General features: G+C 72.9%; 17 protein-coding genes. 10 read left to right on the top strand and 7 right to left on the bottom strand.

What is annotated here, in order from left to right; genetic code table 11:
- Positions 1 to 2 precede the first annotated feature (2 nt).
- Entirely contained in the window at positions 3 to 2,591 is a 2,589-nt protein-coding gene (locus BLT97_RS31085) for an ABC transporter permease (RefSeq protein WP_093616220.1), read from the top strand.
- Positions 2,592 to 2,693: 102 nt separating this feature from the next.
- Here the strand turns inward: BLT97_RS31085 and BLT97_RS31080 are convergent, their stop codons facing one another.
- A complete protein-coding gene (locus tag BLT97_RS31080) occupies positions 2,694 to 4,106 on the bottom strand; it encodes an NAD(P)/FAD-dependent oxidoreductase (protein WP_093616218.1) in 1,413 nt (470 codons plus the stop codon).
- Positions 4,107 to 4,327: 221 nt separating this feature from the next.
- Between BLT97_RS31080 and BLT97_RS31075 the strand changes: the two genes are divergently transcribed.
- The 3 genes from BLT97_RS31075 (at position 4,328) to BLT97_RS31065 (ending at position 6,553) form a co-directional block, all read left to right on the top strand.
- Complete coding sequence (locus tag BLT97_RS31075) at positions 4,328 to 5,071, top strand: DsbA family protein (protein WP_093616216.1); 744 nt, start codon at positions 4,328 to 4,330, stop codon at positions 5,069 to 5,071.
- 100 nt (positions 5,072 to 5,171) lie between these two features.
- Positions 5,172 to 6,086, top strand: coding sequence for an aminoglycoside phosphotransferase family protein (locus tag BLT97_RS31070; RefSeq protein WP_093616214.1), 915 nt, complete (start codon positions 5,172 to 5,174; stop codon positions 6,084 to 6,086).
- Positions 6,083 to 6,553 (top strand): GNAT family N-acetyltransferase, encoded by a 471-nt coding sequence (locus tag BLT97_RS31065; RefSeq protein WP_093616212.1) that lies wholly within the window; start codon positions 6,083 to 6,085, stop codon positions 6,551 to 6,553. The genes BLT97_RS31070 and BLT97_RS31065 overlap by 4 nt, the downstream gene beginning before the upstream one ends.
- A 133-nt stretch (positions 6,554 to 6,686) precedes the next feature.
- Here BLT97_RS31065 and BLT97_RS31060 read toward each other — a convergent pair whose 3' ends face one another.
- Positions 6,687 to 8,246, bottom strand: a complete 1,560-nt coding sequence (locus tag BLT97_RS31060; RefSeq protein WP_093616210.1) for an MFS transporter — start codon at positions 8,244 to 8,246, stop codon at positions 6,687 to 6,689.
- Positions 8,247 to 8,435: 189 nt separating this feature from the next.
- On the opposite strand from BLT97_RS31060, the gene BLT97_RS31055 reads away from it, so the two are divergent.
- The 4 genes from BLT97_RS31055 to BLT97_RS31040 all read left to right on the top strand — a co-directional run bounded on the left by BLT97_RS31055 (position 8,436) and on the right by BLT97_RS31040 (position 12,329).
- Complete coding sequence (locus BLT97_RS31055) at positions 8,436 to 9,611, top strand: FAD-dependent oxidoreductase (RefSeq protein WP_093616208.1); 1,176 nt, start codon at positions 8,436 to 8,438, stop codon at positions 9,609 to 9,611.
- Between the two features lie 216 nt (positions 9,612 to 9,827).
- The gene (locus BLT97_RS31050; RefSeq protein ID WP_093616206.1) at positions 9,828 to 10,832 is read left to right on the top strand and encodes a zinc-binding dehydrogenase; all 1,005 of its coding nucleotides are present in this window, start codon (positions 9,828 to 9,830) and stop codon (positions 10,830 to 10,832) included.
- A 222-nt stretch (positions 10,833 to 11,054) separates the two neighbouring features.
- Positions 11,055 to 11,567, top strand: coding sequence for a DinB family protein (locus tag BLT97_RS31045; protein ID WP_245769656.1), 513 nt, complete (start codon positions 11,055 to 11,057; stop codon positions 11,565 to 11,567).
- 93 nt (positions 11,568 to 11,660) lie between these two features.
- Positions 11,661 to 12,329 (top strand): pentapeptide repeat-containing protein, encoded by a 669-nt coding sequence (locus BLT97_RS31040; protein ID WP_093616202.1) that lies wholly within the window; start codon positions 11,661 to 11,663, stop codon positions 12,327 to 12,329.
- Positions 12,330 to 12,351: 22 nt separating this feature from the next.
- Here BLT97_RS31040 and BLT97_RS31035 read toward each other — a convergent pair whose 3' ends face one another.
- The 3 genes from BLT97_RS31035 to BLT97_RS31025 form a co-directional block, all read right to left on the bottom strand.
- Positions 12,352 to 12,849 (bottom strand): hypothetical protein, encoded by a 498-nt coding sequence (locus BLT97_RS31035; protein WP_093616200.1) that lies wholly within the window; start codon positions 12,847 to 12,849, stop codon positions 12,352 to 12,354.
- Positions 12,850 to 13,486: 637 nt separating this feature from the next.
- Positions 13,487 to 14,143: a response regulator gene (locus tag BLT97_RS31030; RefSeq protein WP_093616198.1), complete on the bottom strand. Its 657-nt coding sequence runs from the start codon at positions 14,141 to 14,143 to the stop codon at positions 13,487 to 13,489.
- Entirely contained in the window at positions 14,140 to 15,225 is a 1,086-nt protein-coding gene (locus BLT97_RS31025; protein WP_093616457.1) for a sensor histidine kinase, read from the bottom strand. The genes BLT97_RS31030 and BLT97_RS31025 overlap by 4 nt, the downstream gene beginning before the upstream one ends.
- A 473-nt stretch (positions 15,226 to 15,698) precedes the next feature.
- On the opposite strand from BLT97_RS31025, the gene BLT97_RS31020 reads away from it, so the two are divergent.
- Both BLT97_RS31020 and BLT97_RS31015 read left to right on the top strand, forming a co-directional pair.
- Positions 15,699 to 16,241: a GlcG/HbpS family heme-binding protein gene (locus BLT97_RS31020; protein WP_093616196.1), complete on the top strand. Its 543-nt coding sequence runs from the start codon at positions 15,699 to 15,701 to the stop codon at positions 16,239 to 16,241.
- Positions 16,242 to 16,487: 246 nt separating this feature from the next.
- Positions 16,488 to 17,894 carry a M1 family metallopeptidase gene (locus BLT97_RS31015; protein WP_093616455.1) on the top strand — a complete coding sequence of 469 codons (1,407 nt, stop codon included), beginning with the start codon at positions 16,488 to 16,490 and terminating at the stop codon, positions 17,892 to 17,894.
- A 30-nt stretch (positions 17,895 to 17,924) separates the two neighbouring features.
- Here BLT97_RS31015 and BLT97_RS31010 read toward each other — a convergent pair whose 3' ends face one another.
- Both BLT97_RS31010 and BLT97_RS31005 read right to left on the bottom strand, forming a co-directional pair.
- On the bottom strand, positions 17,925 to 18,428 hold the full coding sequence (locus BLT97_RS31010) for a GNAT family N-acetyltransferase (RefSeq protein ID WP_093616194.1): 504 nt from the start codon (positions 18,426 to 18,428) through the stop codon (positions 17,925 to 17,927).
- 144 nt (positions 18,429 to 18,572) lie between these two features.
- A partial coding sequence (locus BLT97_RS31005) for a TerD family protein (RefSeq protein ID WP_143041420.1) occupies positions 18,573 to 18,703 on the bottom strand: 131 nt, incomplete at its 5' end.

The following is an 18,703-nucleotide window of genomic DNA, read 5'->3' as shown; positions in this document are numbered from 1 at the left end:
CCATGCTGCGAACAGCCCTGCGCAACGTCCTTGCGCACAAAGCCCGTCTCGTCATGACCGCGCTGGCCGTCATGCTCGGCGTGGCCTTCGTCTCCGGCACGCTCGTCTTCGGCGACACCGTCGCCGGCGCCTTCCGCGGTGCCTCGGCCAAGAACCTCGACGGGGTCGCGGTCGCCGTGCAGGACGGCGGCACCACCGCCGCGCCCGAAGCGAAGCCCGGTGACTTCAAGACCGCGCTCGACGACCAGCTGGCGCAGCGGATCGCCGCGCTGCCCGGCGCCGACTCCGTACGCCCCACCGTGAACGGCCGCGCCACCCTCGCCGCCAAGGACGGCAAGCCGCTCAACGCGGACGCCGACTGGCAGAACCTGGCGGTCAATTACGCGCCCGGCAAGGACGGCAAGGACCCGCTCTACCCGCTCGCGAAGGGTCGCGCGCCCGCCTCCTCCGGCGAGCTGGCCCTCGACACGAAGACCGCCGAGAAGGCCGGCTACCGCGTCGGCGACACGGTGCGCTTCGCCACCGACGGGCCCGCGCTCACGAAGAAGCTGGTCGGCCTGGTCGACACGGACGATCCGCGCGTCACGGCCGGCGGCACCCTCGCGCTCTTCGACACGGCCACCGCGCAGAAGCTGTTCACCGCGCCCGGGTACTACGACGAGATCACCGTGGGCGCCCGTCCCGGCACGGACCAGGTGAAGCTGACGGACGAGGTCCGCGCGCTGCTGCCCGGGGAGGACGCGGCGACGGCCACCAGCGGGCAGGCGCTCGCCGAGCAGCAGTCCAGGGAGATCGCGGAGAGCACCGGTTCGCTCACCAAGGCGCTGCTCGTGTTCGCCGGGATCGCCCTGTTCGTCGGGGCGTTCATCATCGCCAACACCTTCACCATGCTGATCGCCCAGCGCACCAAGGAGATCGCGCTGATGCGGGCGGTCGGTGCCTCGCGCAAGCAGGTCGTGCGGTCCGTGCTCGTGGAGGCCGCGCTGCTCGGACTCGGCGCATCGGCCGCCGGGTTCGCGCTCGGGCTCGGCATCGCGTCCGTCCTGCCCGCGCTTCTCAACGCGGGCGGCGCGGGACTGCCCGACGGACCGCTGATCGTCTCCCCGTCCGCCTTCGTGTGGTCGCTGGTCGTCGGTGTCGTGGTGACGGTGCTCGCCGCCTGGCTGCCCTCGCGCAAGGCCGCGCGGATCGCGCCGGTCGAGGCGATGAGCACGGTGGACGCACCGCCGAAGACGCGCAGCCTCGTGGTGCGCAACGTGGCCGGCGCGCTGCTCGTCGCGGGCGGCATGCCCTTCATGCTGTACGTGGCCGGCCTGGACAAGCCCGCCGAAGTCGACCTGCTCACCGCCCTGTTCGGGGCCGGGCTCTTCCTGCTCGGCCTGATCGTGCTCGCGCCGCTGCTCTCGCGGCCGTTCATCGCCCTGGCCGGCCGGCTGACGCAGCGCCTGTACGGGGTGAGCGGCAAGCTCGCCAAGGAGAACGCGCTGCGCAACCCGCGCCGTACCGCCGCCACCGCGTCCGCCCTGATGATCGGCCTCTGCCTGATCACCGGCCTCACCGTCGCCGCCCAGTCCGCCGACCGGGCCGTGGCCGCCGAGGCGACCACCGGGCTCGCGGCCGACTACCGCATCTCCAACTCCGCCTACCGCGGCATCGACCGGGACGCCGCCGGCAAGGTGGCCGAGGTGCCGGGCGTCTCCGCGGCGGCGCCCCTGGCCTCCGCGACGGGCGAGACGCGGGGCGGGTATCTGAGCCTGACGGGCGGCGACCCGGCCACGCTCGGCAAGGTCACCGATCTGCGGTTCACGCAAGGGGCGTTGGCGGACGTCGGCCCCGGAAAGATCGCGGTCTCCTCGGAGCTGGCGAAGGAGCGCGGGCTCAGGGTGGGTTCGCAGGTCGAGGCCGGCCTGGGCGGACGCTTCGTCGACGGGGTACGCAAGGGCGCGACCACGAAGACCTTCACCGTGGTGGGCGTCTTCGAGAAGAACCGCACCGTCGAGCAGGCGCTCGGCACGCTCGGCGACGTCCTGCCGTACGCCACCGACCAGAAGCTGGACGAGGTCCTGGTGAAGGCGGAGTCCGGCGCCTCGGGCCTGGACGGGAAGATCCGCGACGCGCTCGGCAACAGCCCGCTGCTCAAGGTGCAGGACCGCGACCAGATCGTGGCCTCCGAGGTCGGCGCCGTGGGCACCGTCCTGAACATGATGTACGGCCTGCTCGGCATGGCCGTCCTGATCGCGGTGCTCGGCGTCGTGAACACCCTCGCGATGTCCGTTTTCGAGCGCACCCGCGAGATCGGGATGCTGCGGGCGATCGGCCTCGACCGGGCCGGGATCCGGCAGATGGTGCGCCTGGAGTCCGTGATCATCTGCCTGTTCGGCGCCGCGCTCGGCATCGGCTCCGGCATCTTCCTGGCCTGGCTCAACAGCGGGATCACGGGCGGCACGCTGCCGGGCTACGAGACGGTCCTGCCGTGGCTGCGCATCGGCCTGTTCATCGTGCTCGCCCTGGTGGTGGGCGTCCTCGCGGCGATCTGGCCGGCGCGGCGGGCGGCTCGGATGGATGTGCTGGGGGCGATCAGCGCCTCCTAGCCGTAGGTCGCAGGGCTGAGCGGGGCTGAGCGGGGCGTCCGGGAGGGCGCCCCGCTCGTATGTCAGCGTCCGCTCGGGCCGCTCACTGTCCCGTCGGGCCGCTCACCGTCCGCTGAGCCGGTCCGCGAAGCGCGCCAGACGGTCCGTCGCGGCGGCGTGCGAGGAGGCCTCCCGGCGGTCCGCCGCCCGGTACGCCGCGTACAGCCCGTGCACCCCGATCCAACGGGCAGGCTCCGGCTCCCACTTGCGCACCTTGTGGTTGACCCACGGCAGCTCGGTGAGGTCCGTCGTGCCCGCCTGTCCGGAGTCCTGCTGCACGAGGTCGCGCAGCGTGCGCCCGGCCAGGTTCGCGGTGGCGACGCCCGAGCCGACGTAACCGCCCGCCCAGCCGAGTCCGGTGGACCGGTCGAGGGTGACGGTGGCGCACCAGTCGCGCGGCACTCCGAGGACGCCGGACCACGCGTGGTCGATCCGTACGCCCGCGAGTGCGGGGAAGAAGCGCACGAGGATCTCGCGCAGGGCCTCGACCGTGGCCGGCTGCGTCCGGCCGTCGTTGTCCGTCTTCGATCCGAAGCGGTACGGGACCCCGCGCCCGCCGAGCGCGATCCGGCCGTCCGCGGTGCGCTGGGCGTACATGTACGCGTGCGCCATGTCGCCGAGCGTCTCGCGGCCCGCCCAGCCGATGTGCTCCCACTGCTCGTCGGTGAGCGGCTCGGTGGCGATCATCGAGGAGTTCATCGGGAGCCAGGAGCGCTTCTCGCCCTTGAGCGCGGCCGTGAACCCTTCGGTGCAGCGCAGGATGTACGGGGCACGGACCGTGCCGTACGGCGTGACCGCGTGCTTCGGCCGGATCTCCGTCACCGGCGTGGACTCGTGGATCGTCACGCCCAAGTCCTCGACCACGCGGGAGAGTCCGGTCACCAGCTTCACCGGGTGGACGCGCGCGCCGTGCGGGGTCCAGGAAGAGCCGACGGCCCCGGCGATCCGTATCCGCCCGGCGGTCTCGCGCGCACCGAGCAGCAGCCGGTCCATCTCGCCGTACGCGAGCTCGGCCTCGTGGAAGGCCTTCAGGCGCGCCAACTGGGCCGGTGTGTACGCCACTTCGAGCACGCCGCCCTGGTGGATGTCCGCCTCGATGCCCTCGGCGGCGGCCACCTGGACCACCTCGGTGACCGTGGCGTTCATCGCCTCCTGGAGGCGGACCGCGGCCTCCTTGCCGTGCAGCTTCGCGTACCGGTCGCGGCCCGCGATGCCGTTGTAGAGCCAGCCGCCGTTGCGGCCCGAGGCCCCGTATCCGCAGAACTTCTGCTCCAGGACCGTGATGCGCAGGAAGGGCGCGGCCTTCTTCAGGTAGTACGCGGTCCACAGCCCCGTATAGCCGCCGCCGACGATGCACACATCGGCGCCCGTGTCGCCGGGGAGCGGCTCGCGCGGGGCGGGCAGGGGCCGGCCGGCGTACCAGAAGGAGATCCCGCCGTTCACCGTGCCCGCGGTGGGGGCTGCTGACGCGTTCATGGCGGGGAAGGTAGCGGACGCGGGAGCGCCGGGGGAGGGCGGGGGCCGGGGTCGGTGACCCGGGACAGAGCAGGGGCCGGTGGCCCGGGACAGGGCGAGGGCCGCGGGGCCGGTGGCCCGGAGGCGGGACCCTCGGCGCGGCAGGCGGGACCTTGGGCCCTGAACGCGTGCGGGAGCAGGCCCGTCTTCGCCGGGGAACCACTGTCCCGGAGGTCTGGATCATGCCTGTACGCACGGAAGCGCGACGCACGGACGCACGACGCAGGTACGCACGCGCATTCGTCACACTCGCCGCCGTCGCCGCGCTCGGCGCCGGTGCGGCGGCCTGCTCCTCGTCCGGCGGGGAAGCCGCGACGGGTGCCGCCCTCGCCGCCGAGCCGGCCGCCGACGCCTCCCTCTTCGCGGACCTCCCGGCGAAGCTCGCCGCCGACGGCACCACCGTGGTCGTGGGCAAGGCGGACGCTCCGCACACGGTGCGGGTGTACCTCGACCCGCAGTGCCCCTTCTGCGCGAAGTTCGAGACGGGCGGCGGCGAGGGCCTCGCCAAGGCGGTGCGGGAGGGCAGGGCGAAGGCCGAGTACACCGTCGCCTCCTTCCTGGACCAGGGCCGCGAGGGCGCATCGACCCGCGCGGCCAACGCGCTGCGGGCCGCCCTGGACGCGGGCAAGTTCGCCGAGTACCACGCGGCGCTCTACGCCAGCCAGCCGCAGGAGGGGACCCCGGACGCGTACTCGCCCGAGCACCTGCTCAGGATCGCCGACCAGGTGAAGGGCCTGCGCAGCGCCGCCTTCGACAAGGCGGTGAAGGACATGGCGTACAAGGACTGGGTGAAGAAGTCCGAGGCGGCCTTCGAGGCGAGCGGCGAACGCGGCACCCCGGCCGTCCTGGTCGACGGCAGGAAGGTCGAGACCCGCGAGGGGCTGTTCACGGCGGACGGCTTCACGAAGGTGCTGGAGTCCCGCTGAGGCATGGGGCGGGTCCCGCTGAGGCGACCCTTCGGGTGCGTCCCGCCGGCGCGGGCGTAATCCACGCGACGGGTCCGGCCCCGCTTCGTAGGATCGAGAAGTGATCGAGATCGAGGTCCCCGAAGAGCTGGCCACCACGCAGATCAAGTACAACGGCGAGGCGGGGCGCGCCTTCATCGCCGCGCTGCCCGGCCGGGCGGCCGAGTTCCTGGAGCGCTGGGAGCTGCGGCGCACCGGTCCGTCGATGTACGGGATGGCCTCGCTCGTGCTCCCGGTCGAGCGCGCCGACGGCACCCCGGCCGCCCTCAAGCTGCAACTGCTCGACGAGGAGAGCGAGGGCGAGCCGCTGGGGCTGCGCACCTGGGACGGCGACGGTGCCGTGCGCCTCCTCGACCACGACACGGCCACGAACACGATGCTGCTCGAACGGCTCGACGAGACAAGGCACTTGTCTGCCCTGGAGGACTCCCGCGAGGCCACCCGTATCCTCGCCGAGCTCCTCGCCCGCCTCACCGCGGTACCCGCGCCGCCGGGTCTGCGCACCCTGGAGGCCGCGGCCCGCGAGATGCTCGCCGAGACCCCTGAGGCCGTACGCGAACTGCCGGAAGCCGAACGGCAGTTGGTCCTGGCCTGCGCCTCCCAGGTGCGCGAGGTGGTGGACGAGCCCGGCGACCGGCTCCTGCACTGGGACCTGCACTTCGACAACATCCTCGCCGCCGACCGCGAGCCGTGGCTGGCCATCGACCCCAAGCCGCTCGCCGGCGACCCGGGCTTCGACCTCATGCCCGCCCTCGACAACCTCTACGACCCGGCCGAAGTCCTGTGGCGCTTCGACCTGTTGACCGAGACGCTCGGCCTCGACCGGCAGCGCGCCGCGGCCTGGACGCTCGGGCGCGTACTCCAGAACTCGCTGTGGGCCCTGGAGGACGAGGAGTTCCACGACAGCGAGTTCCAGTCTCACCAGTTGGAAATCGCCCGGCTGCTCCTGGACCGGCGGGTTAGCGTGCGCGCATGATCCGCACCGCGACTCCCGCCGACATCCCCGTCATCCACCGCTTCGTCCGCGAACTCGCCGAGTACGAGAAGGCCCCGGAAGAGGCGAAGGCCACCGAGGAGCAGCTGCACACCGCCCTCTTCGGCGAGCAGCCCGCCGCGTACAGCCTGATCGCCGAGAACGAGGCGGGTGAGCCCGTCGGCTTCTGCGTCTACTTCCTCAACTTCTCGACGTGGCGCGGCGTCCACGGCATCTACCTCGAGGACCTCTACGTCAGCCCCGCCGCCCGCGGCGGCGGCCACGGCAAGGCCCTCCTGACCGAACTGGCCCGCATCTGCGTCGAGCGCGGCTACGGCCGCCTGGAATGGTCGGTCCTCGACTGGAACACCCCGTCGATCGCCTTCTACGAGTCCCTGGGCGCGCGGCCGCAGGACGAGTGGACGGTGTACCGGCTGGCGGACGAGGCGCTGGAGAAGCTGGGCAGCTGACGTCTGACTCAGCTGACACAGCTGACGGATCCCTCCCGCCCGGGGGCCGAGCCCTGTTCCAGGCTATCGGCCCCCACTGACATCGCGCCCGGCCCGGGCAATGCAACGGCCCGGGGCAACTCGCCCGGCCCGCCTAGAGGATCACCCCGGTGTTCGCCTCCGCCTCCGCGTGGTCCTCCGCCGGGACGTCGTGGCGCGGGGCGCGGGCCGTGACCATGAGCCCCGCGACCACCGCGCCGAGCAGCATGATGCCGGCCGCCCACCAGATCGCCACGGTGTAGCCGTGCACCACGCCCTCCGCGCCGATGAGCTGCTGCATCTGCTCGGTGGGCGGCTGTCCCGACTCGCGGGCCGCGTCCGCGAGATGCGAGGAGATGTACGTGGCCGAGGTGCTGGTCGCGATCGTGTTGAGCAGCGCCGTGCCGATCGAACCGCCCACCTGCTGCGAGGTGTTGACGGTCGCGGAGGTCACGCCCGAGTCCTGCGGGGCTACGCCCTGGGTCGCCGTCGCCATCACCGGCATGAAGACCAGGCCCATGCCGAGACCGAGCAGCAGCATCGCGGGCAGCACGTGGGTGGCGTACTCGGCGTGCACCGTCAGGCCGGTGAGGATGATCAGGCCCACCGTTGCGAGCACCATGCCCGGCACCATCAGAAGGCGCGGCGCCACGTGGTGCATGAGGCGGGCGGCGATCTGCGTGGAGCCGACGATGATCGCGGCCGTCATCGGCAGGAAGGCCAGGCCCGTCTTGACCGGTGAATACCCGAGGATGCCCTGCAGGTAGTAGGTCATGAACAGGAACAGACCGAACATGCCGATCGTCGCCAGGCCCATCGTCAGGAAGCAGCCCGCGCGGTTGCGCTCCTTGATGATGTGCAGCGGGAGCAGCGGCTTCGCGGCCTTGGTCTGCCACCACACGAACACCGCGAGCAGCGCGAGACCGCCGAGGAGCAGGCCGAGGACGAGCCCGTCGGACCAGCCGCGCGGCTCGGCCTCGCTGAAGCCGTAGACGATCGCGACCAGGCCGCCGCAGCCGAGCAGCACGCCGGGCACGTCCAGCTTCGCGTCGTGGTGGCCCTCGCGGTCGTGCAGGAACATGAACGCGCCGATCACCGCGATGACCGCGATGGGCACGTTGACGAGCAGACACCAGCGCCAGTTCAGGTACTCCGTGAGCAGGCCGCCCGCGATCAGGCCGATCGCGCTGCCGCCGCCCGCGATGGCGCCGTAGATGCCGAAGGCCTTGCCGCGCTCCTTCGGGTCCGTGAACGTCGTGGTCAGGAGCGAGAGCGCGGAGGGCGCGAGCACCGCGGCGAACACGCCCTGGAGCGCGCGGGCCGCGAACAGCATCCCGGACCCGGTGGCCGCGCCGCCGAGCGCCGAGGCGGCCGCGAAGCCGACCAGGCCGATCACGAAGGTGCGCTTGCGGCCGATGAGGTCCGCGATCCGGCCGCCGAGCAGCAGCAGACCGCCGAAGGCCAGGGTGTACGCGGTGATCACCCACTGCCGGTTGCCGTCCGACATGCCCAGGTCCTTCTGGGCGGAGGGCAGCGCGATGTTCACGATCGTCGCGTCGAGCACCACCATCAGCTGCGCGAGCGCGATGACGACCAGGCCCCACCAGCGGGTGGGATCGGGTTCCTGAGCAGACGCGGGAACCGGGGCTTCGTATCCACGATCGCTTGTGCTCATAAACTCCAGAACAGCACAAATGGGCTAATCCCGCGTCCTGGGTCCCGCCCCTGCCGGCGGGCCGGGACCGCGCTGGCCCCGCGACGTCACCTGCCCACGCCCGCCATCCGCCGGGTCGATGTCACATTCCCGCACCCGCCATCCGTCGGTACGGGAGAAGGCAGTCGAACAGCAGGGAGTGTGCAGGACATGGCACGTCACGCAGGGATCACCGTCATCGGTGGCGGCTTCGCCGGACTGACCGCCGCGATCACCGCCGCCGAGGCCGGTGCGCAGGTCGTCGTGCACGAGGCGCACCACACCCTCGGCGGCCGGGCCCGTACGACGGTCACCGGCGGGTACCGCACCAACGAGGGGCCGCACGCCCTCTACAACGGCGGCCCGCACTGGGCCTGGCTCAAGCAGCGCGGCCTGCTCGGCCCGATGGCCTCCGTACCGCCGCTCGAAGGCGCCCGCTTCCGCTTCCGGCACGGCGGCACCCTGCGCCGCACCCCGCCGCTCGCGATGCTGAAACTGCTGCGCCGCGGGGTCGAACAGGCGCCGGTGGACGGCCACTTCCTCACCTGGGCCGCCGGCGAGGTCGGCGAGGAGGGCGCCCGCGCCGCCGCCCACTACGCGGCGGTCGCCCTCTTCCACCACGACCCCGGCGCGCTCTCCGCGCGCTTCGTCCACGAGCGGCTGCGCCGCGCCACCAAGCTGCCCCCGGAGGCGCACTACCCGCGCGGCGGCTGGTCCTCGGTGATCGACCGGATGGCCGCGCACGCCTGGGACCTCGGCGTACGTATCGAGACCGCCTCGCGCCTGACCGAACTCCCCGAGGACGGGCCGGTCGTCGTCGCCACCTCCCTCGACGCGGCCCGCCGTCTGCTCGACGACGACACCCTGCGCTGGGAGAGCGGCCGCACGGCGCTGATCGACCTGGCCCTGCGCACCCGCCGCGGCGACGCGTTCATCGTCTCCGACCTCGACGCACCCGGCTGGCTCGAACGCTTCACGGCCCAGGACCGCTCCCTCGCCCCGCGCGGCGAACAGCTCCTCCAGGGCCAGCTCCCGCTCGCGCCCGACGAGTCCCGCGCCGCCGGGATGGCCCGCGCCGAACGCCTGCTCGACCTCGGCTTCCCGGGCTGGCGCGAACGCGTCACCTGGCGCCGCGAGGCCCTGGCCGCGGGCCGTACGGGGGCGGTGGACCGGCCGGGCACGACCTGGCGCGACCGTCCCGCGGTGGACCGCGGCGACGGGATCTACCTGGCCGGCGACCAGGTGGCGGCGCCCGGGGTCCTGTCGGAGGTGTCGTTCACGAGTGGCGTGGAGGCGGCGAACCTGGCGGTGGCGTGGCTGGGGCTGCGGCGGCTGCGGGCGGCGTGAGGGGCGTGAGGCGGGTGAGGGCGGTCGTCCGTGCGGGGTGCCCGCCGTCGTCGGTCCGGCGTGGGGCCGTCGTCCGGCCGGCACCTTGCTGACGGCGGCCCGCTCTTGACCTCAACCTCACTTCAGGTTGAACAGTGGGGTGCGGCGCCGGCCCGGAAGGACCGGCAACAGCCCGCAGAGCCCGAGAAACCGTCCCGACCCCAGGGGGAGCCCGCCATGCACGCCATCCGCCTCCACGCCTTCGGCCCCGCCGAGAACCTCTCGTACGAGAAGACCGACGACCCCGAGCCGGGCCCGGGCCAGGTCCGGATCAAGGTCGAGGCGGCGGGCGTGCACCTCCTGGACACCGCCCTGCGCGAGGGCATCCAGGGCCCGGCACCCGCGCCGGTCGAGCTGCCGACCATCCCGGGCCGCGAGGTCGCCGGGGTGGTGGAGGCGCTCGGCGAAGGCACCTCCGAGGAGTGGCTCGGCAAGCGCGTCGTCACGCACCTCGGCTTCGCGCCCGGCGGCTACGCGGAACTCGCCGTCGTGGACGCCGCCCGCCTCCAGGACATCCCGGCCGGCCTCGACGCCGCCGGCGCCGTGGCCCTCATCGGCACGGGCCGCACGGCGATGGGCATCGTCCAGTTCGCCGACCTGGACGCCGACTCCGTCGTGGTGATCCCCGCGGCGGCCGGCGGCCTCGGCACCTTCCTCGTCCAGTACGCCAAGCACCGCGGCGCCACCGTCGTCGGTCTCGCGGGCGGCCCGCGCAAGACCGGCCTCGTGAAGGAGAACGGCGCCGACCTCGCCGTCGACTACCTCGACCCCCAATGGCCTTCCGTCGTACGGGAGTTCCTCGGCGCGGGCCGCGCGGCCACCGTCGTCTTCGACGGCGTGGGCGGCGAGACCGGGCGCGCGGCCGTGGGCCTGCTCGGCCGCGGCGGCCGGCACATCGTCTTCGGCTGGACGGAGTCCGGTCTCGACGGCGGCCCGATCGACTTCGCGGAAGGGGAGCTGGCGGAGCGCGGCGTGGAGTCCGTGGTCACGCTCGGCCCCGCGATGATGCAGAAGGCGGGCGGCGACAACCCGGTCCGCACCCTGGAGAGCCGCGCGCTCGCCCTGGCCGCCGAAGGGGTGCTGCGCCCGCAGGTGACGCGCTTCCCCCTGTCCGAGGCGGCGGCCGCGCACCGGGCGCTCCAGGAGCGCGGGACGGTGGGGAAGGTGGTCCTGGAGCCTTGAGGGGGCGGCGACTTGGGGCCGGAGGCGCTGGGCCCGAGGGGGAAATCCGCTAGCGAGTCCGGAACGCCGTATCCGAGGATGACGCCCATGCCTGAGCAGACAGAGAGCCCCGACCGGACGGACGCGGACCGCCTCGACCGGACGGACCGTCCGGACCAGACTGACGATCCCGTGCAGACGGACCGGCCGGAGCGCTGGACCGGCTCCACCGTCTACCCCGACATGTGGGCCGACCCGGACGACGACCCGCGCAACAGCGAAGGGCCGAGCCCCGACGGCGAGTTGCCCACGCTCCAGGACTATCTCAAGGACTACCGCCTGACCTTGCGCATGAAGTGCGAGGGCCTCACGCCCGAGCAGTTGGCCCGCCGTTCGGTGCCGCCCTCGACGATGTCCCTGCTCGGGCTGCTCCGGCACCTCGCCGAGGTGGAGCGCGACTGGCGGAACTGGCTCACCGAGGACGAGCCGCTGCCGAAGCTGTACGGGGCGCGCGACGCCGACTTCGACGACGTGCGCCCCGAGCAGGCGATGGTCGACGCGGCGTACGCGGACCTCGAACGCGAGCAGCGCGCCACGGACGAGGCCGTCCACGCGTTCACGGACCTGGGCGAGCGGGTCGGCCGTGACCGGGTGTCGATCCGCGAGCTTCTGGTGCACCGGATCGAGGAGTACGCGCGTCACTGCGGCCACGCCGATCTGCTGCGGGAGTGCGTGGACGGACGCGTCGGGCAGTAGCGGTCCTAGCGGTGCTCCGGCGCCGTGTGCCCACCGCGTAGCGGACCGGAACCGGAACCGGCGATTGTCAGTGGCGTGGGCGAGCATGGCCGCATGGCACGCAAAGCGACGACGACGACCGCGGCCCGGCGGCCCGAACTCCGGCTGCCCGAGCCGGCCCCGTTCGAGGCGGCGGGGCTCGAGCCCGACGGGGACTACGACGGGCTGCTCCTGCGCGGCCTCGACCTCGCGGGTCAGGACGCGCCCGGTGCGCGGTTCATGGACTGCCTGGTCGAGGAGTGCGCGCTCGACGAAACAGGGCTCCAGCACGCCCGGTTGATCGATACGCGGCTCACGGGGGTGCGCGGCGTCGGCACCGACCTCGCCGACGCCTCGCTGCGTGACGTGGAGGTGTGCGACGCGCGCATGGGCGGGGTGCAGTTGCACGGCGCCGTGCTGGAGCGCGTGGTGGTCAGGGGCGGGAAGATCGACTACCTGAATCTGCGCAAGGCGCGGCTGCGGGACGTCGTCTTCGAGGGCGTGGTCCTCGCCGAGCCGGACTTCGGGGGAGCGAGCCTGGAGCGCGTGGAGTTCGTCGACTGCTCGCTCAAGGGCGCCGACTTCACAGGCGTACGGATGAAGGACGTCGACCTGCGCAGGTGCGGGGAGCTGGAGATCGCCCGCGGCGTGGACCGCCTGTCGGGGGCGACCATCTCCCCGGCCCAACTCATGGATCTGGCACCGGTGTTCGCGGCGGCGATCGGGGTGCGGGTGGAGGGCTGAGCGCGTCGTAGGGCGGTACGTGTCACACGCGCGGGAAGCGGGACAGCAGCTCCCAGATCACCGGGTTCTCGCCTAGGTCCTCGTGCAGGTCGACCAGGTCCGCCACCACGTCCTGGAGGAAGTCCCGTGCCTCGCGGCGCAGCACGGAGTGCGAGAAGGTCAGCGGCGGGGTGTCGCCCGGCAGCCACTCCGCCTCGATGTCCACCCACCCGAAGCGCCGCTCGAAGAGCAGCCGGTCGGTGGACTCGGTGAAGTCCAGCTCGGCGTACTGCGGGCGGGCCGCGCGGCTGCCCATCGGGTCCTCGTCGAGCCGCTCGACGATGTCGCACAGCGCCCAGGCGAAGTCGAGCACCGGCACCCATCCCCAGGCTGTGGACAGTTCCTCGTCCTTCTCCGTGTCCGCGAGATACACATCGCCGCAGAACAGATCGTGCCGCAGCGCGCGCACGTCGGCGCGGCGGTAGTCGGTCTGGGGCGGGTCGGGGAAGCGGGTGGAGAGGGCGTATCCGATGTCGAGCACGAGGTGATGGTGTCACGCGCGTGCGGAAGGGTGCGCCCCCGCACCCTGCTCCGCCGCTCCGCGGCGGCGACGCTTCTGGGGGCTGACGCCCCCACCTCCCCCTGCCCCTTTGCGGGGCTACGCCCGCCCGCTGCCCTGCCGCTCCGCGGCGGCGTGCTTTCTGGGGCACGCCCGCTGGGCCCCTGCGCATTTCTGGGCTGCGCCCATCGCCGCTCCGCCGCTCCGCGGCGGGGAGAATTCCGGGGGCTGACGCCCCCAGCCCCCGGGCCCGCAGAGCTCTCGGGGCGGCGCCCAACTCCCGGGGCGTCCGAGGGCGGAGCCCTGAGCCGCAGCCCCTCGGGGCGAAGCTCTCAGCGCCCCCGCCGGGGGGTCTGGGGGCGTCAGCCCCCGGGCTTATCCCCGCCGCGGAGCGGCGGAGCACGGGGTCGGAGCCCCAGGTCTCTCGGGGCGAAGCCTCCGGCGCACGGGGGGCTGGGGGCGTCAGCCCCCAGAAACCGCCCGCCGCGGAGCGGCGGAGCACGGCACGGGGACAGCCCCGGTATCCCCAGAGGGGCCCGGGGGCGTCAGCCCCCCCCAGAACTCACCCCCGCCGCGGAGCGGCGGAGCAGGGTGGGGTGGCGCGAACCCCGAACACCGCTCAGCCGAGCAACCGCTGCTCCTTAGCCACCGACACCGCCCCCGCGCGCGTATCCACGCCGAGCTTGTCGTAGATGCGGCCCAGGTGCGTCTTGACCGTGGCCTCGCTGATGAACAGGGCGCGTGCGATGTCCCGGTTGCCCAGGCCCTGCGCCAGCTGCTCCAGGATCTCCAACTCGCGCTCGGTGAGCGTGGGCTGCGGGCTGCGCATCCGCGCCATCACCCGGCTCGCGACCGGCGGCGAGAGCGTCGTACGCCCCTCGGCCGCCGCGTGGATCGCCGCGAACAGCTCCTCGGGCCGCTCGGCCTTGAGGAGGTACCCCGTCGCCCCCGCGCCGATCGCCCGCGTGATGTCCGCGTCGGTGTCGTAGGTGGTCAGGACCAGCACATGCACGCCGGTCGGCGCGATCCGCCGCGTGGCCTCCACGCCGTCGATGCCCGCACCCAGTTGCAGGTCCATGAGCACCACGTCGGGCCGCAGCTTCTCGGCGAGCGCCACCGCCTCCTCGCCGCTGCCGGCCTCGCCCACCACCTCGATGCCGGGCGCGCTGTCGAGCAGCGCGAGCAGCCCGGCGCGCACGACCACGTGGTCGTCGCAGAGCAGGACGCGGATCGCAGGGGAGGCGGGGGTGCCGGCAGAGGTCTCGGCAGAGGTCATGGGCGGTGCTCCAAGGGGATGGCGGCGGACAGGACGGTGCCCTCGCCGGGTGCGGACTCGACCGTAAGGATGCCTCCCAGCTGGCCGGCGCGCGCGCGGATCGCGGGAAGCCCGTGGCCGCGGACACCGGTCGGCGAGAGGGCCGCCGGGTCGAAGCCGCGGCCGTCGTCGGCGATGTCGAGCACCACCTGGTCGTCGAGGAAGGTCAGGGTGAGCGCGGCGGCACTCGCGCCGGAGTGCTCGGTGATGTTGGCGAGCGCGCCCTGCGCGATGCGCAGCAGCGCGGACTCCACCCGGTCGGGCAGCGGCCGCGCGGGCCCGTCCACCCGGCAGCGCACCGAGAGCGTCTCGGTGGTGGACCGGTCGGCGAGCGCCATCAGCGCGGCCGGCAGGCCGCCGCCCTCGGCGAGGTCGGCCGGCGCGAGGTCGTGCACGAAGCGGCGGGCCTCGGCGAGGTTGCGCTCGGCGAAGGACGCGGCGGTGTGCACGTGCGTACGGGCCTTGTCCGGGTCGCTCTCCCAGATGCGGTCCGCAGCCTGCAGCAGCATCCGCTGCGAGGACAGACCCTGCGCCAGGGTGTCGTGGATCTCCATGGCCAGCCGCTGCCGCTCGTCGAGCGTGCCCTGGCGGCGCTCGATCGCGGCGAGCCGCTCCGACTGGCGGCGCATGTGCACGAAGACCGCGACCGCGAGGGCGGCGACGGCGGGCGGGGCGATCAGGAGGTTCGGGTCGAAGCCGTCGGCGAGCCGGAGCTGTGCCACCACCACGAACACCGTCAGGACGGTGACGAGGGCTAGGGCATGCCGTACGGGAAGGGCCCGCAGACCGGTGTAGAGCAGCGGCACCGCGCACCAGGTGTAGCTCGGCGCGAGCAGGACGAGGACGACCCACACCCCGACCACCGCCCCGAGCCAGAGCAGCCAGCGCGGCGTGGGCCGGGCGCTCAGGGCGGGCCCGAGCACGTAGAGCAGCGCGAGCACGATGCTCAGCGCGATCACCCACGGGGTGCGCGGCTCGCCGGGGTGACGGATCAGATAGCGGGCGAGGGAGGCCGCGAGCAGGGCGAAGAAGGTGATGTGCATGATCTTCGCGAGCCAGCCGGCGTCGGGGTCGTAGTAGCCGTTCGCGGCGGAGGCCGCACCGCCGTACGGACCGGAGGCGTCCACCCCGTACGAGCGCGGGTTCGCCGAGGTGTCCGCTTCGTACGACCGCGGGTTCGCCGAGGCGTCCGCTTCGTACGCGCGAGCATCCGCCGAGGCGCCCGCGGACCGTCCGAACAGGCGTGAGCGTGCCCCGCGGTGCCGCGGGCTGCCGCCGCTGACCTGCTCGTTTCGCACCACTGCTCCCTTTCTGACCACTTCATCGTGGACCGAAAGTCCCGGTGCCGCATCAACCGATCGGTTGACGGGGGCGTACCCCGTACCGCGATCCGACGGCAGCCGGTACGTCGACGCTGCGGCCCTGGTCACGGGGCCAGGATTGAACTCAGAACGGGCCGCCGAGTCCGACACCCCGACTCTCACCGAGTCAACACCCCGACTCCCAGGAGCTCACCATGAAGAAGCTTTCGCTGCGCACCCGCGTCCTGACCGGCACCGCCGTGGCCGCCACCATCGCCGCCGGCACCTTCGGCGCCGTGTCCGCGTCCGCCGCCCCGGCCGCCGCCGCCAAGGCCGACGCCGCCAACAAGAACGTCGTGCAGACGAACCACCTCACCATCGAGGCCGCCGCCAAGGCCGCGGACGCCGCCCTGGACGAGGCCAAGAAGCAGAACCAGCGTGTCTCCGTCGCCGTCGTCGACCGCAACGGCAACACCATCCTCACCATGCGCGGCGACGGTGCCGGCCCGCAGTCCTACGAGGCCGCCGAGAAGAAGGCGTTCACCGCCGTCTCCTGGAACGCCCCCACCTCCGAGCTGGTCAAGCGCCTCGAGTCCGCGCCGACCCTGAAGGACATCCCGGGCACCCTGTTCCTCGGCGGCGGCGCCCCCGTCACCGCCAAGGGTGCGCCGATCGCGGGCATCGGCGTCGCGGGCGCCCCGTCCGGCGACATCGACGAGAAGATCGCCCAGGCCGGCGTCGCCGCGCTGAACAAGTAAGACCGAGCTGCTCACAGCTGGTCGGGGTGCGGAGGGGTGCCGCTCTGCAACGCGGCACCCCTCAGCCCGAACCCCGGGCCGCGCCCCAGTCTCCGGGCCGTCGCCCGAACCCCTCCGGGCCTCTCCCGGCCCTCGCGCCCAAAGCGCCCAAACCCCTCATATGATCTCCGGGTGCCCCACCACCCGGCAGTCACCTCCGCTCCCGCGGCCCGCACGGCCAGGCCCCGCCGCCTCGCCCGCCAGGCCGTGGGCGCCGTCGTCTGCGGGCTGCTGCTCGCGTCCTGCGCCGGCTCCGGCGTGCGCGGCACCCCGGGAGCCGCGGGCCTGCGCGACCCGTACTTCCGCCTCCTCGGCAACGGCGGCTACGACGTCACGCACTATGCGCTCGATCTGTCGTACGACCCCGAAGAGCACCATCTGACCGGCGAGGCCGTCATCACGGCGAAGGCCACGCAGGACCTGAGCGCCTTCAACCTCGACCTCGCGGGCCTCGACGTCGAGTCCGTCTCCGTCGGGGACAAGCCGGCCCGCTTCAACCGCGCCGCCGACGAGCTCACCATCCGCCCCGACGACGAACTGCCCGAGGGCCGGACCTTCACCACGCGCGTCGCCTACTCCGGCGCACCGGAGACGATCACCGACGAGGACGGCTCCGAAGAGGGCTGGCTCCCCACCGACGAGGGCGCGCTCGCCCTCGGCGAACCGGCCGGCTCCAAGGCCTGGTTCCCCGGCAACCACCACCCGAGCGACAAGGCCGCGTACGACATCGAGATCACGGTCCCCGAGGGTCTGACGGCGGTCTCCAACGGCGAGTTGACCTCCACGAAGACCGCCGCGGGCCGCACCGCCTTCACCTGGCACAGCGCCGAACCCATGGCCAGCTACCTGGCGACGGTCGCGATCGGCCCGTACGAGACGAAGACGTACAAGACGAAGACGTACAAGACGAAGACGCACGAGACGAAGTCCTCCGCGACGGAGAAGGACCTCCCCGTCCTCACCGCCGTGGACCCCGCCGAAGCCGAGCAGAGCGCCGACGTCCTCGAGCGGCTCCCCGAGATCCTGACCTGGTCCGAGGAGTACTTCGGCCCGTACCCCTTCTCCTCCACGGGCGCGATCGTCGCCCCCGAGGGCTCCGCTGGCTACGCCCTGGAGACGCAGACCAGGCCCGTCTTCCCCGGCGCCCCCGACACCGAGCTCATGGTCCACGAGCTGGCCCACCAGTGGTACGGCAACTCCGTGACGCCGAAGACCTGGCAGGACATGTGGCTCAACGAGGGCTTCGCCACGTACGCGGAATGGCTCTGGGCGGAGGACCACGACGGGGACACCGCCCAGGAGACCTTCGACGACGCGTACGCCGCCCCCGCCGACGACGAGCTCTGGGCCTTCCCGCCCGCCGAGCCCACCGACGCCTCCGTGATCTCCGCCGACCCGGTCTACACCCGCGGGGCGATGGTCCTGCACAAGCTCCGCGAGACCGTCGGCGACGACACCTTCTTCGCCTTGATCAAGGACTGGGCGGCCGAGCACCGCCACGGCAACGCGGACACCGAGGACTTCACGGCCTTCGCGGAGCAGCAGGCCGGTGAGGATCTGGACACCGTGTGGGGTCCCTGGCTGTACGGGGACGGAAAGCCCAAGTCCCCCTAGGACAAGGGCATTTCAAAGCGCCCTCTCTCTTCAGAGCTCCTTGCGCAGCACCGCGCAAGGCCGCCCCTTCGCCCGGTCCTCGCGTTGCCCGATCATGAGATAGCCGAGCGCGGACCAGAACGCCATCGCGCGCGGGTTGTTCTGGAGCACGGCCAGCTTCACGGCCGTACGCCCCGCCTCCCGGAACCGCTGCTCGACCAGGCCCGCCAACTGCCGCCCGTACCCCCGCCGTTGGGGAGCGACCATGAGCAGACCGATCCACGGGTCGGGGTCGGCCGGGTCGGGGTGGTGGGCCAGGGTGATCGCGATGCCGACCAGCTCGCCCTCGCTGCGGGCGAGCAGCACCTCGGCGTCCGGGTGCTTGAGCTCGCGGGCGAGTTCGACGGCTACCTGCTCGACGCGGATGTCGTACGGGTCGGGGAAGTCGCCGCTGAGAGCGAAGAAGTCACGGTTGGCAGCGTAGAGCTCGGTGATCTCGGTGAGCAGGGCGCCCGGGAGCGCGCCGTCCACGGGGACGAGCCGGTCGAGGATCATGCGGCAAGGGTACGGACACGGCCCGGACGGACACGGCACAGACGGACACGGCCCGCACGGATACGGCCCGCACCGAGGCGGCGCAGACGAAGGCGCCCGGCCCGCCGGAGAGGCGGGCCGGGCGCTTCGACGCCGGAGCGGGACTCAGATGTTCACGCCGAAGTCCTGGGCGATGCCCGCGAGACCCGAGGCATAGCCCTGGCCGACGGCGCGGAACTTCCACTCCGCACCGTTGCGGTACAGCTCGCCGAAGACCATGGCCGTCTCGGTGGCCG

This window comes from Streptomyces indicus (genome assembly GCF_900100315.1).
Classification (GTDB): domain Bacteria; phylum Actinomycetota; class Actinomycetes; order Streptomycetales; family Streptomycetaceae; genus Streptomyces; species Streptomyces indicus.
The sequence above is the reverse complement of the archived record's forward strand: the minus strand, read 5'-3'. Positions and strand labels throughout refer to the sequence as shown.

What these genes read in the sequence shown, in the direction of transcription:
- BLT97_RS31085 (WP_093616220.1), top strand. Translation starts at nt 3, where the DNA reads ATGCTGCGAACAGCCCTGCGCAACGTCCTTGCGCACAAAGCCCGTCTC.
- BLT97_RS31080 (WP_093616218.1), bottom strand. Translation starts at nt 4,106, where the DNA reads ATGAACGCGTCAGCAGCCCCCACCGCGGGCACGGTGAACGGCGGGATC.
- BLT97_RS31075 (WP_093616216.1), top strand. Translation starts at nt 4,328, where the DNA reads ATGCCTGTACGCACGGAAGCGCGACGCACGGACGCACGACGCAGGTAC.
- BLT97_RS31065 (WP_093616212.1), top strand. Translation starts at nt 6,083, where the DNA reads ATGATCCGCACCGCGACTCCCGCCGACATCCCCGTCATCCACCGCTTC.
- BLT97_RS31060 (WP_093616210.1), bottom strand. Translation starts at nt 8,246, where the DNA reads ATGAGCACAAGCGATCGTGGATACGAAGCCCCGGTTCCCGCGTCTGCT.
- BLT97_RS31055 (WP_093616208.1), top strand. Translation starts at nt 8,436, where the DNA reads ATGGCACGTCACGCAGGGATCACCGTCATCGGTGGCGGCTTCGCCGGA.
- BLT97_RS31050 (WP_093616206.1), top strand. Translation starts at nt 9,828, where the DNA reads ATGCACGCCATCCGCCTCCACGCCTTCGGCCCCGCCGAGAACCTCTCG.
- BLT97_RS31045 (WP_245769656.1), top strand. Translation starts at nt 11,055, where the DNA reads ATGTGGGCCGACCCGGACGACGACCCGCGCAACAGCGAAGGGCCGAGC.
- BLT97_RS31040 (WP_093616202.1), top strand. Translation starts at nt 11,661, where the DNA reads ATGGCACGCAAAGCGACGACGACGACCGCGGCCCGGCGGCCCGAACTC.
- BLT97_RS31030 (WP_093616198.1), bottom strand. Translation starts at nt 14,143, where the DNA reads ATGACCTCTGCCGAGACCTCTGCCGGCACCCCCGCCTCCCCTGCGATC.
- BLT97_RS31025 (WP_093616457.1), bottom strand. Translation starts at nt 15,225, where the DNA reads ATGCACATCACCTTCTTCGCCCTGCTCGCGGCCTCCCTCGCCCGCTAT.
- BLT97_RS31020 (WP_093616196.1), top strand. Translation starts at nt 15,699, where the DNA reads ATGAAGAAGCTTTCGCTGCGCACCCGCGTCCTGACCGGCACCGCCGTG.
- BLT97_RS31010 (WP_093616194.1), bottom strand. Translation starts at nt 18,428, where the DNA reads ATGATCCTCGACCGGCTCGTCCCCGTGGACGGCGCGCTCCCGGGCGCC.